Source organism: Alteriqipengyuania flavescens (assembly GCF_030406725.1).
Taxonomy (GTDB): Bacteria; Pseudomonadota; Alphaproteobacteria; order Sphingomonadales; family Sphingomonadaceae; genus Alteriqipengyuania_B; species Alteriqipengyuania_B flavescens.
In genome coordinates this window covers 2,558,882-2,573,608 of the sequence record NZ_CP129107.1, presented here as the reverse complement: position 1 = coordinate 2,573,608, position 14,727 = coordinate 2,558,882, and the positions used below count along the sequence as shown (strand labels likewise).

14 protein-coding genes and 1 pseudogene are annotated in these 14,727 nt (G+C 64.1%); 13 read left to right on the top strand and 2 right to left on the bottom strand.

The genetic code is table 11. The features are described from left to right. Positions 1 to 54: 54 nt before the first annotated feature. The 10 genes and pseudogenes from QQW98_RS13105 to QQW98_RS13060 all read left to right on the top strand — a co-directional run bounded on the left by QQW98_RS13105 (position 55) and on the right by QQW98_RS13060 (position 10,009). A complete protein-coding gene (locus tag QQW98_RS13105; protein WP_290135372.1) occupies positions 55 to 843 on the top strand; it encodes an enoyl-CoA hydratase-related protein in 789 nt (262 codons plus the stop codon). 87 nt (positions 844 to 930) lie between these two features. Then, a complete protein-coding gene (locus tag QQW98_RS13100) occupies positions 931 to 2,463 on the top strand; it encodes an acyl-CoA carboxylase subunit beta (protein ID WP_290135371.1) in 1,533 nt (510 codons plus the stop codon). Beyond that, positions 2,444 to 2,731: a hypothetical protein gene (locus QQW98_RS13095; protein ID WP_290135370.1), complete on the top strand. Its 288-nt coding sequence runs from the start codon at positions 2,444 to 2,446 to the stop codon at positions 2,729 to 2,731. Before QQW98_RS13100 ends, QQW98_RS13095 begins: the two co-directional genes overlap by 20 nt. Beyond that, positions 2,728 to 3,189, top strand: a complete 462-nt coding sequence (gene mce / locus QQW98_RS13090; protein WP_290135369.1) for a methylmalonyl-CoA epimerase — start codon at positions 2,728 to 2,730, stop codon at positions 3,187 to 3,189. Before QQW98_RS13095 ends, mce begins: the two co-directional genes overlap by 4 nt. A gap of 116 nt (positions 3,190 to 3,305) precedes the next feature. Next, entirely contained in the window at positions 3,306 to 5,543 is a 2,238-nt protein-coding gene (scpA, locus tag QQW98_RS13085) for a methylmalonyl-CoA mutase (protein ID WP_290135368.1), read from the top strand. A gap of 18 nt (positions 5,544 to 5,561) precedes the next feature. Continuing rightward, positions 5,562 to 6,038 (top strand): hypothetical protein, encoded by a 477-nt coding sequence (locus QQW98_RS13080; protein WP_290135367.1) that lies wholly within the window; start codon positions 5,562 to 5,564, stop codon positions 6,036 to 6,038. Beyond that, positions 6,035 to 7,039: a biotin synthase BioB gene (gene bioB / locus QQW98_RS13075; RefSeq protein ID WP_290135366.1), complete on the top strand. Its 1,005-nt coding sequence runs from the start codon at positions 6,035 to 6,037 to the stop codon at positions 7,037 to 7,039. Before QQW98_RS13080 ends, bioB begins: the two co-directional genes overlap by 4 nt. Beyond that, positions 7,033 to 7,587: a hypothetical protein gene (locus tag QQW98_RS13070; RefSeq protein ID WP_290135365.1), complete on the top strand. Its 555-nt coding sequence runs from the start codon at positions 7,033 to 7,035 to the stop codon at positions 7,585 to 7,587. The genes bioB and QQW98_RS13070 overlap by 7 nt, the downstream gene beginning before the upstream one ends. Beyond that, positions 7,587 to 9,608: an acetyl-CoA carboxylase biotin carboxylase subunit gene (locus QQW98_RS13065; RefSeq protein WP_290135364.1), complete on the top strand. Its 2,022-nt coding sequence runs from the start codon at positions 7,587 to 7,589 to the stop codon at positions 9,606 to 9,608. The genes QQW98_RS13070 and QQW98_RS13065 overlap by 1 nt, the downstream gene beginning before the upstream one ends. A 1-nt stretch (position 9,609) precedes the next feature. Next, positions 9,610 to 10,009 (top strand): annotated as a pseudogene (locus QQW98_RS13060) (tRNA-binding protein). On the opposite strand, the gene aroB reads toward QQW98_RS13060, so the two are convergent. After that, positions 10,006 to 11,118, bottom strand: coding sequence for a 3-dehydroquinate synthase (gene aroB, locus QQW98_RS13055; protein ID WP_290135363.1), 1,113 nt, complete (start codon positions 11,116 to 11,118; stop codon positions 10,006 to 10,008). The pseudogene QQW98_RS13060 and the gene aroB overlap by 4 nt on opposite strands. Then, positions 11,111 to 11,719: a shikimate kinase gene (locus tag QQW98_RS13050; RefSeq protein ID WP_404800817.1), complete on the bottom strand. Its 609-nt coding sequence runs from the start codon at positions 11,717 to 11,719 to the stop codon at positions 11,111 to 11,113. Before QQW98_RS13050 ends, aroB begins: the two co-directional genes overlap by 8 nt. Positions 11,720 to 11,811: 92 nt before the next feature. On the opposite strand from QQW98_RS13050, the gene QQW98_RS13045 reads away from it, so the two are divergent. From QQW98_RS13045 to QQW98_RS13035, 3 genes are all read left to right on the top strand, one after another. Then, the gene (locus QQW98_RS13045) at positions 11,812 to 11,958 is read left to right on the top strand and encodes a hypothetical protein (RefSeq protein ID WP_290136958.1); all 147 of its coding nucleotides are present in this window, start codon (positions 11,812 to 11,814) and stop codon (positions 11,956 to 11,958) included. 332 nt (positions 11,959 to 12,290) lie between these two features. After that, positions 12,291 to 13,826: a hypothetical protein gene (locus QQW98_RS13040; RefSeq protein ID WP_290135362.1), complete on the top strand. Its 1,536-nt coding sequence runs from the start codon at positions 12,291 to 12,293 to the stop codon at positions 13,824 to 13,826. Positions 13,827 to 13,830: 4 nt separating this feature from the next. Beyond that, the gene (locus QQW98_RS13035) at positions 13,831 to 14,718 is read left to right on the top strand and encodes a tyrosine recombinase (RefSeq protein WP_290135361.1); all 888 of its coding nucleotides are present in this window, start codon (positions 13,831 to 13,833) and stop codon (positions 14,716 to 14,718) included. Positions 14,719 to 14,727 lie beyond the last annotated feature (9 nt).

Genomic DNA, 14,727 nt, shown 5'->3' with positions numbered 1-14,727 from the left:
CCGGGCGCCCGCCATGGCGTTAGGCCCCGGGCAGCCAATCACGGGAGAGCCCGCTTGTCCTACCAGACCATCCGCTTCGAAACCGCAGACAACGTCGCCGCAATCACGCTCGCCCAACCGGACAAGCTCAACGCCTGTTCGCTCGAAATGGCGGGCGAGCTGCGCGATGCGCTGGACAAGGCGGTGGCAGGCGGCGCGCGCGCGGTGCTGATGACGGGCGAGGGGCGGGCCTTCTGCTCCGGCGCCGATCTCACCAGTCTCGGCAATCGCGCGACGAGCCGGGGCGAGGGCAGCTACCAGGCGCTGACCGGCCACTACAACCCGCTGATGGAACAGCTCGCTTCGCTGCCGGTCCCGGTGGTTAGCGCGGTCAATGGCCCGGCGGCCGGCGTCGGCTGCTCGATCGCGCTGGCGGCGGATTTCGTGCTGGCGGGGGAAAGCGGCTATTTCCTGCAGGCTTTCGTGAATATCGGCCTGGTGCCGGACGGCGGAGCCAGCTGGATGCTGCCGCGCCTGGTCGGCAAGGCGCGCGCAACGCAGATGATGATGCTGGGCGAGAAGATCGGCGCCGCGCAGGCGGAAGAATGGGGCCTCATCTACAAGGCGACATCCGACGATGCGCTGCTGGAAGAGGCGCGCGCACTGGCGCAGCGGCTGGCGAACGGGCCCACCGTGGCGCTGGGCGCGATGAAGGCGAATATCGCGGGCGCGCTCGACACCACCTACACGCAGGCCCTCCACCGCGAGGCGCTGGGCCAGCGCACGGCCGGGAACAGCGACGACGCGGTCGAAGGCGGGATGGCTTTCCTGCAAAAGCGCAAGGCCGAATTCAAAGGGCGGTAAACAGCCCCAAAGCGGTGTCGCTGCGCTTGCCAAGCGGCCCCTGCCACGCCTAACCGACTGTCCGAACTTGCGTTAGGAGAGAGCCGCTTGTCCGCCAACATTGCCGAAATGGAACGCCGCCGCAAAGCATCCAAGCTGGGCGGCGGGCAAAAGCGCATCGACGCGCAGCACGCCAAGGGCAAGCTGACCGCCCGTGAACGGCTGGATGTCCTGCTCGACGAGGACAGCTTCGAGGAGCTCGACCGCTACGTCGAACACGATTGCGTCGATTTCGGCATGGCGGACCAGAAGATCCCGGGTGACGGGGTGGTGACCGGCAGCGGCACGATCAACGGCCGGCTGGTATACGTATATTCGCAGGACTTCACCGTCTTCGGCGGGAGCCTGTCGAAACGCCATGCGGAAAAGATCTGCAAGATCATGGACATGGCGATGAAGGTCGGCGCGCCCGTGATCGGCCTAAACGACAGCGGCGGCGCGCGCATCCAGGAAGGCGTGGCATCGCTGGGCGGCTATGCCGAGGTGTTCCAGCGCAACGTGCTCGCCAGCGGCGTGGTGCCGCAGATCAGCCTGATCATGGGCCCGTGCGCAGGCGGCGCGGTTTATTCCCCCGCGATGACCGACTTCATCTTCATGGTGAAGGATTCGAGCTACATGTTCGTGACCGGCCCCGATGTGGTGAAGACGGTCACCAACGAAGTCGTCACGCAGGAGGAACTGGGCGGCGCGGTCACCCACACCACCAAGACCAGCGTGGCCGACCTGGCGTTCGAAAACGATATCGAGACGCTGCTCGCGACCCGCAATTTCTTCGACTATCTGCCGCTCAGCAACCGCGAGGATGTGCCCGAACGCCCGACCAGCGACCCGTGGGACCGCGAGGAGGCTTCGCTCGACACGCTGATCCCCGACAACGCCAACCAGCCCTATGACATGCACGAGGTCATCGCGAAGACGCTGGACGAAGGCGATTTCTTCGAAATCCAGCCGGCCCACGCCGGTAACATCATCTGCGGCTTCGGCCGGGTGGAGGGGCGCACGGTGGGCGTGGTGGCGAACCAGCCGATGGTGCTCGCCGGCGTGCTCGACATCAACTCGTCAAAAAAGGCCGCGCGCTTCGTGCGTTTCTGCGATGCGTTCGAGATACCGATCGTTACCTTCGTCGATGTGCCCGGCTTCCTGCCCGGCACCGCGCAGGAACTGGGCGGCATCATCAAGCACGGCGCGAAGCTGCTGTTCGCCTATGCCGAGGCGACCGTGCCCAAGATCACCGTGATCACCCGCAAGGCCTATGGCGGCGCCTACGACGTGATGGCGTCCAAGCACCTGCGCGGCGACCTCAACTACGCATGGCCGACCGCCGAGATCGCGGTGATGGGCGCCAAGGGCGCGGTGGAGATCATATTCCGCCAGGACCGCGACGATCCGGAGAAGATCGCCGAGAAGACGAAGGAATACGAGGACCGGTTTGCGAACCCCTTCGTGGCAGCGAGCCGCGGCTATATCGACGAGGTGATCTACCCGCATTCCACGAGGCGGCGCATTGCGCTTGGCCTAAGGAAGCTGCGCGGCAAGCAGCTCGAGAACCCGTGGAAGAAGCATGACAACATTCCGCTCTGACTTCGTTGATATTTCTAAGCTGACATACTCCTTCGTGTCTTCCACCGCACCGGATGCAATCGGCGTTGAAGTCATTTTGGATGGAAATGTGTTGCTAGACGTTTCGATGAATAAACACGCCAAGATCACAGTTTTCTTCGATAAAGACGTGCATCAAGCTGAGTTTGAATTGAATGATTTGCGCGCTGTTCTGGCAAAGTGTGAGACCGAGTTGAACGACTGGCGGAGGCGGTTGATCGAACCTGGCGAAATGTGGAGCAAGAAATGAAACTCGGCCGTCTCAACCATATCGGCGTTGCCACGCCCTCGATCGCAGAGTCGATCCGCTATTACCGCGAGGTCATGGGCGCGGAGAAAATTCGCGAGCCGTTCGAGCTGGAGGAGCAGGGCGTGCGCGTGTGCTTCATCGACACGCCGGGTGATCCGACCGAAAGCGGGCCGAGCTTCGGTACGCAGATCGAGCTGATCGAGCCGCTGTCCGACGCCTCGCCGATCACCGGCTTCCTCGCCAAGAACCCTGCCGGCGGACAGCACCACGTCTGTTACGAGGTCGAAGATATCGAGGATGCCCGCGCGCATTTCGAAGCGATGGGCAAACGCATCCTCGGCCCCACGCGCATCGGTGCGCACGGCACGCCGATCTTCTTCCTCCACCCGAAGGATATGATGGGCCAGCTGACCGAGATCATGGAGCGCCCGAAGGAAACGACACACTGGTCGAATTAATCGGCCAACACCGTCATCCTGAACTTGTTTCAGGATCCATCGCGCAACCGGGTGCGGGCGGTCTATCGGAAAGATGGATGCTGAAACAAGTTCAGCATGACGAGAATTGTAATACTATGACCGACACCACGAACTCTGGCCCCACTTACGAAGACTGGAAAACCCTCGCCGACAAGGAGGTGAAGGGCCGCGACCTTACCTGGCACACGCCGGAGGGGATCGCCGTGAAGCCGCTCTACACCAGTGAAGACACCGAAGGTCTCGACCCCGGCGTGCCCGGCATCGCGCCATTCACGCGCGGGCCCTACGCCTCGATGTACACCGGCCGTCCGTGGACGATCCGCCAGTATGCCGGCTTCTCGACTGCCGAGGAATCGAACGCCTTCTATCGCCGCAACCTCGCCGCAGGGCAGAAGGGCCTGAGCGTGGCCTTCGACCTTGCCACCCACCGCGGCTATGACAGCGACCACCCGCGCGTTGTCGGCGATGTCGGCAAGGCGGGGGTTGCGATCGATACCGTGCGCGATATGGAAATCCTGTTCGACCAGATCCCGCTCGACACCATGAGCGTGAGCATGACGATGAACGGTGCGGTGATCCCCGTGCTGGCCTTCTACATCGTCGCGGCAGAGCGGCAGGGCGTTTCGCAGGACAAACTCGCGGGGACCATCCAGAACGACATCCTCAAGGAGTTCATGGTCCGCAACACCTATATCTACCCGCCCGAACCGAGCATGCGGATCGTCTCCGACATCATCGCATATACCTCGGCCAACATGCCGAAATTCAACAGCATTTCGATCTCGGGCTATCACATGCACGAGGCCGGGGCGACCGCCGTGCAGGAGCTCGCCTTCACCATTGCCGATGGCAAGGAATACGCCAAGCGCGCGATGGAAGCGGGCCTCGATATCGATGCCTTCGCGCCGCGCCTGTCCTTCTTCTGGGGTATCGGCATGAACTTCTTCATGGAGATCGCCAAGATGCGCGCCGCGCGCCATTTGTGGCACGATGTCATGACCGATCTGGGCGCGCAGAACCCCAAGTCGAAGATGCTGCGCACGCACTGCCAGACGAGCGGTGTGAGCTTGCAGGAGCAGGACCCTTACAACAACGTCATCCGCACCACGGTGGAGGCGATGGCAGCGGTGCTGGGCGGCACGCAGTCGCTCCACACCAATGCTCTGGACGAAGCGATCGCGCTGCCGACCGACTTTTCCGCTCGTATCGCGCGCAATACGCAGCTGGTGATCCAGGAGGAGACAGGCATCACCAATGTCGCCGATCCGCTGGGCGGCAGCTATTACATCGAAAGCCTCACTGCCGCGCTGGTGGAGGAGGCCAAGGCCATGCTCGACGAGGTCGAGGCGGCGGGCGGCATGACCGAATATGTCGCCAGCGGCGCACCCAAGGCGCAGATCGAAAAAGCGGCCGCAGCCAAGCAGGCCAGCGTCGACCGCGGCGAGACCGTGATCGTCGGCGTCAACAAGTACCGCCGCGACAAGGAAGACGAGATCGACACGCTCGATATCGACAACCACGCCGTGCGCCAGAGCCAGATCGAGCGTTTGAAGACGGTGCGCGAAGGCCGCGACGAGGCGGCTTGCCAGGCGGCGCTGGAGGCGTTGCGCGCGGGTGCTTCGACAGGCTCAGCACGAGCGGACTTAGGGCCCGGAGACGCCACCACATCCGCTCAGCCTGAGCTTGTCGAAGGCCCCGGGGCAAACCTCCTCGAACTCGCCGTGGAAGCCGCGCGCCACGATGCGACTCTCGGCGAGATCAGCCAGGCGATGGAAGATGCCTACGGACGCTACGACACGCTGCCCACCCCGGTGCGCGGCGTGTTCGCGGAAGCCTATGGCGACGATGATCGCTACGCACAGGTCGTCGAAGGGGTGAAGGCGGTCGAGCGGCGGCTGGGCCACAAGCCGAAGCTGATGGTCGCCAAGATGGGCCAGGACGGCCACGACCGCGGCGCTAACGTCATCGCCAGCGCCTTTGCCGACATGGGCTTCGACGTGCTGTCCGGTCCGCTGTTCCAGACGCCGCAGGAAACCCGCGATATGGCCTTGGCGGAAGGCGTGGACGCCATCGGCGCGAGCAGCCTTGCGGCGGGCCACAAGACGTTGATCCCCGAACTGATCGGCTTATTGAAGGACGCGGGCCGCGGTGACATCAAGGTCCTCGCCGGCGGCGTGATCCCGCAGAAGGACTACGATTTCCTGCGCGATGCCGGGGTGCAGGGCATCTACGGCCCCGGCAGCAACGTGGTCGAATGCGCGGCGGATGTGCTGCGCCTGCTCGGCCACAACATGCCGCCTGCGGGCGAGGATCTGGACGAAGCGGCTGAATAGGAGAGGTCAGTGAAAAGAATGAGTTTTTTGGCTGTTGCGATATTGGTGATGGCTCCGTCGGACGTTGCCGCCGAAGACCCTAACTTCGAATACTGGAGTGAGTTTCGCGACGCACTTCCTATGACGAAAGCGTACACTGAATATCTGGGTGGCCCCTATTTTACGACTTGGTACATTCAGGTCGAGCAACGCAGCGGAACTAAGCGTTCCGTATACGTCGAGACCAATGAAAAGATTCAGTGGACCGGGCTGATTCATTTCGACTGCGATATCAGCCTAGGAGGCGAGCAAGTCTCAATCACACAATCGAGTGAAGCTGGACTGCCTACAGTTTATGACTCGTCCCTTTTGCTTTCCGAAACCCTAATTCAACAATGGAAAAATGGCGCGGAAATAGCCGAAAACGAGGGATTTTCTTTGACGCTGCCTTACGAAGTTTATGTGATAAGCCGTTACGAGTTTTGTAGGCCAGAGCCTGTTGAGTATTCTGAATGACCCACCCCCGCACCGACTGGACCCGCGAGGAAATCGCGGACCTGTTCGACCTACCCTTCACCGAACTGCTGTTCCGCGCGGCATCGGTCCACCGCGAGTTCCATCCGCCCGAGCAGATCCAGCTCTGCACGCTGCTGTCGATCAAGACCGGCGGGTGCCCGGAGGATTGCGGCTATTGCTCGCAGAGCGTGAAGGCCGACAGCGGGGTCGAGGCGACCAAGCTGATGGAGGTGCAATCGGTCCTGCAGCGAGCCGCGCAGGCCAAGGATGCGGGCAGCCAGCGGTTCTGCATGGGCGCGGCATGGCGCAATCCCAAGGACCGCGACATGCCCGCGATCGTGGAGATTGTGAAAGGCGTGCGCGCCATGGGGTTGGAGACCTGCATGACGCTGGGCATGCTGACGCCGAAGCAGGCCGACATGCTCGCCGAGGCCGGGCTCGACTACTACAATCACAATATCGACAGCAGCCCCGAATATTACGAGCGCGTCATCACCACACGAACGATGGAAGACCGGCTCGACACGTTGTCGAACGTGCGCGCGGCGGGGATCAACGTGTGTTCGGGCGGCATCGTCGGCATGGGCGAAACGCGCGAGGACCGCGTCGGCTTCGTCCACACGCTGGCCACGCTGGAGCGCCATCCCGAAAGCGTGCCGGTCAACGCGTTGGTGCCGGTCAAAGGCACGGTATTGGGCGATATGCTGGCGGACACCCCGCTCGCCAAGATCGACGATATCGAATTCGTCCGCACCGTAGCGGTGGCGCGGATCACGATGCCGCTCTCGATGGTGCGCCTCTCCGCCGGGCGCGAAAGCATGAGCGAGGCGACCCAGGCGCTGTGCTTCCTCGCCGGCGCGAACTCGATCTTCACCGGCGACAAGCTGCTCACCGCCCCCAACGCCGGCGACGACAGCGACGTCGCGCTGTTCGCCAAGCTGGGGCTGACGGCGCTCAAGGGCGAGGAGCCGCTGCGGGCTAGGGAGATGGTCCAGTGCTAAAAGAAATTTGTGCGTTATTTGCTGTCGCCACTGTTACAGCTTGTGAACCAATGGATGGCGATGACGGTGCACCGACGCCATCTGATGTACCCTCCGTTCAGACGAGCGATAATGAAGCTAATGATGCTGCCGAGAAGGAAGCGAAAGCATCAGAAGCAATCAATGGATGGCGCGTCGAAGGTGAATTTCGAGATTCTGAGTTTCGGCCCGGTCAGAGGGTATACTTCGTCTATGACCAGCATATCGATGGGCCATACTCGACCTCATGGTGGGCGGTGCCGATGAAGCGCAACGGCGATTGGATCGACCTCTATTATGAAACTAACGAGAAGACGGTCGACACTGGGATAATCAGTTTTGAGTGCTCAAAGTCTGGTGCTGTCGGCATAGTTAGTTTTGGAAACGAATGGGCAAATTCTGACAATAAGACTGTAAATCAGATTAAGCCGAATGAATTTCAAGATTGGCGTGATGACAATCTGCCCCTTGAAAGATGGACAGCCGTTCCTCTCGAATTCTACCAAATTGCGAAGAAGAAATTCTGTTAATGTTCTCCAAAATCCTCATAGCCAACCGGGGCGAGATTGCTTGCCGGGTCATCAAGACCGCGCGCCGGATGGGTATCGCGACCGTCGCGGTCTATTCGGACGCCGATGCGCGCGCGCCGTTCGTGCGGATGGCGGACGAGGCGGTGCACATCGGTCCAGCGCCCGCGGCCGAGAGCTACCTGATTGCGGACAAAATCATCGCCGCGTGCAAGGCGACGGGGGCCGAAGCGGTGCATCCGGGCTACGGCTTCCTTTCCGAACGCACCAGCTTCGCCGAGGCGCTGGCCAAGGAGAACATCGCCTTCATCGGCCCGCCGGTGACCGCGATCGCCGCGATGGGCGACAAGATCGAGTCCAAGAGGCTGGCCAGGGAAGCAGGGGTCAACGTCGTCCCCGGCTTCGTCGGCGAGATCGAGGATACCGAGCACGCGGTGCGCATCTCGAACGAGATCGGCTACCCGGTGATGATGAAGGCCAGCGCGGGCGGGGGCGGCAAGGGCATGCGCCTCGCCTACACGGAAACTGACGTGCGCGAGGGCTTCGAGAGCGTGAAGCGCGAAGGCCTCAACAGCTTCGGCGACGACCGCGTCTTCATCGAGAAGTTCATCCTCAATCCGCGCCACATCGAGATCCAGATCCTCGGCGACCAGCACGGCAACATCGTCTACCTCAACGAGCGCGAGTGCAGCATCCAGCGCCGCCACCAGAAGGTGGTGGAGGAAGCGCCGTCGCCCTTCGTCACGCCCGCGATGCGCAAGGCGATGGGCGAACAGTGCGTCGCACTCGCCCGCGCAGTCGGGTACTACAGCGCGGGCACCGTCGAGCTGATCGTCAGCGGCGCGGACCCGACGGGGGAAAGCTTCTACTTCCTCGAAATGAACACCCGCCTGCAGGTCGAACACCCGGTGACCGAGGCGATCACCGGCATCGACCTCGTGGAACAGATGATCCGCGTCGCGGCGGGTGAGGCACTTCCGTTCACGCAGGACGACATCGGCATCGACGGCTGGGCGATCGAGAACCGCGTCTATGCCGAAGACCCCTATCGCGGCTTCCTGCCCTCCATCGGCCGGCTGGTGCATTACGAGCCGCCCGAAGAGCCGTGGGCGGACGACGGTTCTGCCAACGGCCGCCGAGGCGTGGACGGCATCCGCGTGGACGACGGTGTCTACGAAGGCGGCGAAGTGTCAATGTTCTACGACCCGATGATCGCCAAGCTGATCACCTGGGGCGAGACACGCGACGAGGCGGCCGATTTGCAGGTCGCTGCGCTCGACGCCTTTCGCATCGAGGGCCTGGGCCACAATGTCGATTTCCTCTCCGCGCTGATGCAGCATCCGCGCTTCCGCTCGGGGGAACTCACCACCGGCTTCATCGCCGAAGAATACCCGGACGGGTTCGAAGGCGCGCCGCCGTCGGACGAACTCAAGCGCGGCCTTGCCGCCATCGGCGGCGTGATCGCGACAGCCGATGCGGACCGGGCGCGGCGGATCGACCAACAGCTGAATGGCAAGACCGCCCCCAATGGCGACTGGGCGGTGCGCGTAGGCGACACGGACTATACCGTGCGGCTGGGCGAGGATGCAATTCTCGTGGACGATACCGAGGTGGAGCTGAGTTTCGATTACACGCCGGGGGACAGGACGGTGGCTGTCGAACTGGGCGACGAGGAACTGACGATCCAGCTTGCGCCGACGCGCATGGGCTATGACATCACCACGCGCGGGGCGACCCATTCGCTGCGCATCCTGCCGCAGCGGATCGCGCACCTGGCCGATCACATGATCGAGAAAGTGCCGCCGGACCTTTCGAAGATGCTGATCTGTCCCATGCCGGGCTTGCTCGTGTCGCTTCACGTGGCGGAAGGCGAAGAGGTCCAGCCCGGACAGCCGCTGGCCACTGTCGAGGCGATGAAGATGGAAAACATCTTGCGCGCAGAAAAGGAGGGCAGGATCGCAAAGATCAATGCTGCCGAAGGCGACAGTCTGGCGGTCGACGAGGTGATCCTGGAGCTGGACTGACATGCATTTATCGCACGATCCCAGCGCGCCTATTGGACCGCAGATCGAATTCGACGAATTCCTGAAGGTCGATATTCGCGTGGGTACAATCGTGACGGCAGAGAAATTTCCCGAAGCGCGCAAGCCAGCATATCGGCTGACCATCGATTTCCCGTGCGGTCGGGATACGCAAAAGCTCGGCGCAGATCGTGGCCAATTACGCGCCTGCCGATCTCATCGGGCGGAAGGTTATGGCGGTGGTAAACTTCTCTCCGCGACAAATCGGACCGATGATGTCCGAAGTGCTGGTCGTCGGTTTTCCCGATGCCGTGGGCGAGGTCGTGCTGGCCGGACCGGGCGGCCCGGTCGAAAACGGCGCGCGGCTGTTTGAAGCACGTCGGGCCGACGAGCCACACGACTAATGTGACTGCAACTGTTCATCCATGAACGCGGCGACGTCGGCGAGGTCGACCGACCTGTCGAGATAGGCATCGCCGATCCCGTTCAGCAGTAGAAAAGGCACATTGCCGCCGCTGGCCTTCTTGTCATGGCGCATGTGTTCGGCAAGGCGCGTGCCATCGGCATCAAGGCCCAGAGCGGCGATCTCGCTCGGCAAGCCGGCGCTGTCCAGGGCCCGCGTGATACGTGCCGCATCGTCCCCTGAAAGCGTGCCGCGCCGCGCAGAATAGCGCGCGGCCAACACCATGCCGAGCGCGACCCCTTCGCCGTGGAGCAGCCTGTCCGAAAACCCGGTCTCCGCCTCCAGCGCATGGCCGAACGTATGTCCGAGGTTGAGCAGGGCGCGGCGGCCGCTGGTCTCGCGCTCGTCCTGCGCCACGATGGCCGCCTTGGCCGCAACGCTGGTGCGCACGGCGTGGAGCTGGGCCGCGACGTCGCCCTCGACGACGTGCCGGCCATTGTCCTCGCACCAGGCGAAGAAATCCGCATCGCCGAGGATGCCGTACTTGATAACTTCGGCATATCCGGCGCGCACTTCGCGCTCCGGCAGGGTAGCAAGGCAGTCGAGATCCGCGAGGACGAGAGAAGGCTGGTGGAACGCGCCGACCAGGTTCTTGCCCGCCGCCGTGTTGATCGCGGTCTTGCCGCCGACGCTGGAATCGACCTGTGCGAGCAGGGTGGTGGGCACCTGGATGAAGCCGCATCCCCGCTTCAGAATGGCGCACGCAAAGCCGGTGAGGTCGCCAACCACGCCGCCGCCGAAGGCGATGACATTGTCGCTGCGCTCCACGCCGAGTTCGAGCATCCAGTCGGTAAGGCGCTGCAGCACCTCCCAGCTTTTCGCCGCCTCGCCGGGTGCGACTTCGAACCATTCGACCCGGTGCCCGCCGTCGTCCAGAGACCTCGCCAGCCGCCCGCCATGATGCGCCCGCGCGTTCGCGTCTGCCACGACCGGCACGACCTCCCGCTTCAGCAAGCCTTCCGCTTCGGCAGCTGTGCGCTCCAGCAAGGCGGAGCCGATCCGCACGTCGTAGCTGCGCCCGGCAAGATCGACGCGGACCGTGTCAGACATTGGCCCGGGTCCAGTCGTCGAGCGCGGAAACTATACGGTCGACCGTCTGCTGGTGCGGTCCGTTGGCACTTTCGACGCGTAGCTGCGCCTCGCCGTAGAAGGGCGCGCGTTCGTCATGGAGACGGGTGAGGATTTCCTGCGGATCGCTGTCACGCAGCAAGGGCCGCGTGTCCTTGCGCCCCGTCCGTTCCACCAGCACGTCGATCGGACTGTCGAGCCACACCGCGATGGCCCGGTCGAGGATCAGCGCGCGGGTCTCCTCGTTGCAGAAAGCCCCGCCACCTGTCGCGATGACGCCGCTGCTTTCTTCCAGAAGACGGGCGATCACGCGGCGTTCGCCATCACGAAAATAGGCCTCGCCAAATTCGGCGAATATATCGCCCACGCTCATTTGCGCGGCCTGCTCGATCTCGTGGTCGGCATCGGTGAATTCGACCGTCATGGTCTGCGCCAGCTTGCGGCCCACGGTGGACTTGCCGGTGCCCATCATGCCGACGAGGACCACGGGCCGGTCCAGCCGGCGGCGCAGTTCGGCGGGATCGACGGCGCGGGTTGCCCGGCTCATGTCCCGGTCGGTGTCTGGCCGGTCGGATTCTGGCATCGTGTTGGTCATTGCCGCCCCGCCTATAGATGCGCTAGGCGCACGGCAAGGACACGCGGGCTTGGTGCGCGCGAAGGAGAGTTTGGCAGGCCGTGGCGATGGATCGGGACACGATGTGGCGGATCGGCGTCGGGGCAATATTCCTGCTGGCGATCCTGATCGTTTACGCCTGGATCGATGGCGGTCGTGAGCCGGTGCGCGAGATCGTGCAGCCCGTGCCCGTGCCGGAGGAGTTTTGATGCGCAAATCCGTGTGGATATCGGGACTGGTGACCGGCGCGATGCTGGCGGCGACCTCGTCGCTCGTGATGGCGCGTCCGACGTCCATCCTGCCCCCCGGTTTCGACGATCCTGCGCCCACACCTTCGCCGCGGCCCGCGCCGGCTCCTGCGCCCGCTCCGGCTCCGGCCCCGGCGCCGCGTCCGACAGGGGGAGGGGGCGCCGTCGTGCAGCCCCTGCCGCCGAGTGGTGGCGGAGGGTCGAGGAGCGCCGCCCCGGCTCCCTCCACCCCTTCAGCAAGCGGGACAGTGCGCTTCCCGGGACGCTTGCCTTCGATCCGCGAGATCGAGAACATGAGCGATACCGAACTGGAAGAATTATTCGGCATTACCCAGAATTTCGACATTCCGGCCTCAGCGCAAAGGGATTTCGCCCGCGTGGGCGTGATCGACAGTCGCGAGGGTGGTTTTCCGGCAGCATCGCTCTCCGGCCAGCCGGGATCCATCGTGCGCGCTGCGCTGAAAAATATCGAAGGGCCGATGGTTTCGCGCTGGGGCCACATCCTGCTGCGCCGTGCATTGGCCAGTCGGCTCGAAACGCCGGACGGCATGCGGGCCAGCGAGTTTGCAGCACTGCGCGTCCGTGTCCTCAACCGCCTCGGCGAGCCGCATCTCGCGCGCGCGCTGCTGCAGGATGTCGATACGCGCAATTACAGTATCAACATGGCGACGCAGGCGCTCGGTGCGGCGCTCGGCACGGGCGACATTACCGCAATATGTCCCGTCGCGCGGCGAGGGGCCGACATTCGCGAGGACGCGCAGTGGCGGATGGCGGTGTTGATCTGCACCGGCTTTTCCGGCGACAACGCCTATGCCAATCGCCAGCTGAATTCCGTGCTCAACAACAAGCAGGCGCCGGAGATCGACGTGCTGCTTGCCCAGCGCTACGCCGGCCTGGCGGGCGAGGGGCGGCGTGCCATCACTATCGAGTGGGACGGGGTCGACGAGCTGACCACATGGCGCTGGGGCCTCGCCAGCGCGCTGGGGATCGATTTCCCTGACGAGCTCGCGCAGAACGCCGCGCCGCTGATCCGTTTGCAGGCGGCGCAATCGCCGGCAGTCGGCCTGGCGCGGCGTGCCTCGCTGGCAAACTTCGCCGCCCAGCGCGGGGTGCTGTCCTCTTCGGCGGCGGTAGATTTGCTTTCACAAGTCTACGCGGACAACAGTGTGGAAGGCGCCTCGCAGGCACGGGCCGAGACACTGCGCCGCGCCTATGTCGCCGATACGCAGGAAGCGCGCGTCGCCGCGATCCGCGAACTCTGGGGCGAAGGGGATGACCGCTATGGCGGGCAAGTGCTCACCGCTTACGCCGCCGCCCGCATCACGCCATCGGATGCCCATGCCGATGCCGCGGCGGGCCTCATCGCATCAATGCTGTCCGCAGGCCTCGACCGCAACGCCATGCGCTGGGGCAGCATTGTCAACGAAGGCACCGAAGGCTGGGCCCTGCTCGCCTTGGCACAGCCTAACCAGGAAAGCGCGGTGGACGAAGGCGCCGTGGACGATTTCATTGGCGATGCTGGGAAGGCCAAAGGGCAGATGTTCGCTGCAGGGCTGGCCGGCCTCGGCAGGCTGGACGTCTCTGCGGCGGAATCGCTTGCCGGCAATCTCGGCCTGACGCGGGAAACGCGGTGGAGCCGACTGATCGGCCAGGCGGGTGAGTATCGCAACGGGCCTCTCGTGGCGATGCTGGCGGGGCTCGGCATGCAGAGCGAGACCTGGGACCGGATGACGCCTCGCCACCTGTTCCATATCGTGCGCGCCCTCGACCAGGCAGGCCTGTCAGCCGAAGCCCGGATGATCGCCGCAGAGGCGGTCGCGCGGAGCTAGGCCGATGGCGGCCGGTGAGGCGGTCGAGAGTTTCCTCGCCATGCTGGCTGCGGAGCGGGGCGCGGCGGCGAACACGCTCGCCGCCTATCGCCGCGATCTCGAAGGGGTGGCCGAACTGATCGGCGATCCGGTCGCCGCATCGCGCGATGCGCTAGCGAAACTCTCCGCCGCGTGGAGCGATCTTGCGCCGAGCACGGTGGCGCGCAAATCCTCGGCCTTGCGCCAGTTCTACGGCTTCTGCGTGGACGAGGGACTACGCGATGACGACCCGTCTTCCGCCCTGCCGCGTCCTGCCACGCGCCGCCCGCTCCCCAAATTGCTGGGCCACGATCAGATCGAGCTGCTTTTCCGGAAAGCGGAGGAGGAGGCGGACAGCGACGAGCCCGCGGCCATCCGGCTGCTCGTGCTGATCGAATTGCTTTACGGTTCCGGCCTGCGCGCCACCGAACTCGTCTCTCTACCGCTGGCGGCGGTGCCGCGCGATGCGCCATTCCTGACTGTGACCGGCAAGGGCGGGCAGGCGCGTATGGTGCCGGTCAGCCGCCGCGCGCGCGCCGTGCTATCGCGCTGGCTGGCGGTGCGGCCGCAGGATACGAAACACCTATTCCCCTCGCGCGGGGGCAAGCATCTTTCCCGCGTGCGTTTGTTCCAGCTGCTCAAGGCACTGGCGGCACGCGCCGGGCTGGACCCTGCAAAAATCAGCCCGCATGTCCTGCGCCACGCCTTTGCCACGCATCTGTTGGAAGGCGGGGCAGACCTGCGCGTGCTGCAGACGATGCTCGGCCATGCCGATATCGCGACCACGCAAATCTACACCCACGTGGACTCCGCGCGGCTTGTCGCCCTGGTGAACGAGCGGCATCCGCTTGCAGCGCGCAGGCGAAGCGACTAGCGGCTTTGT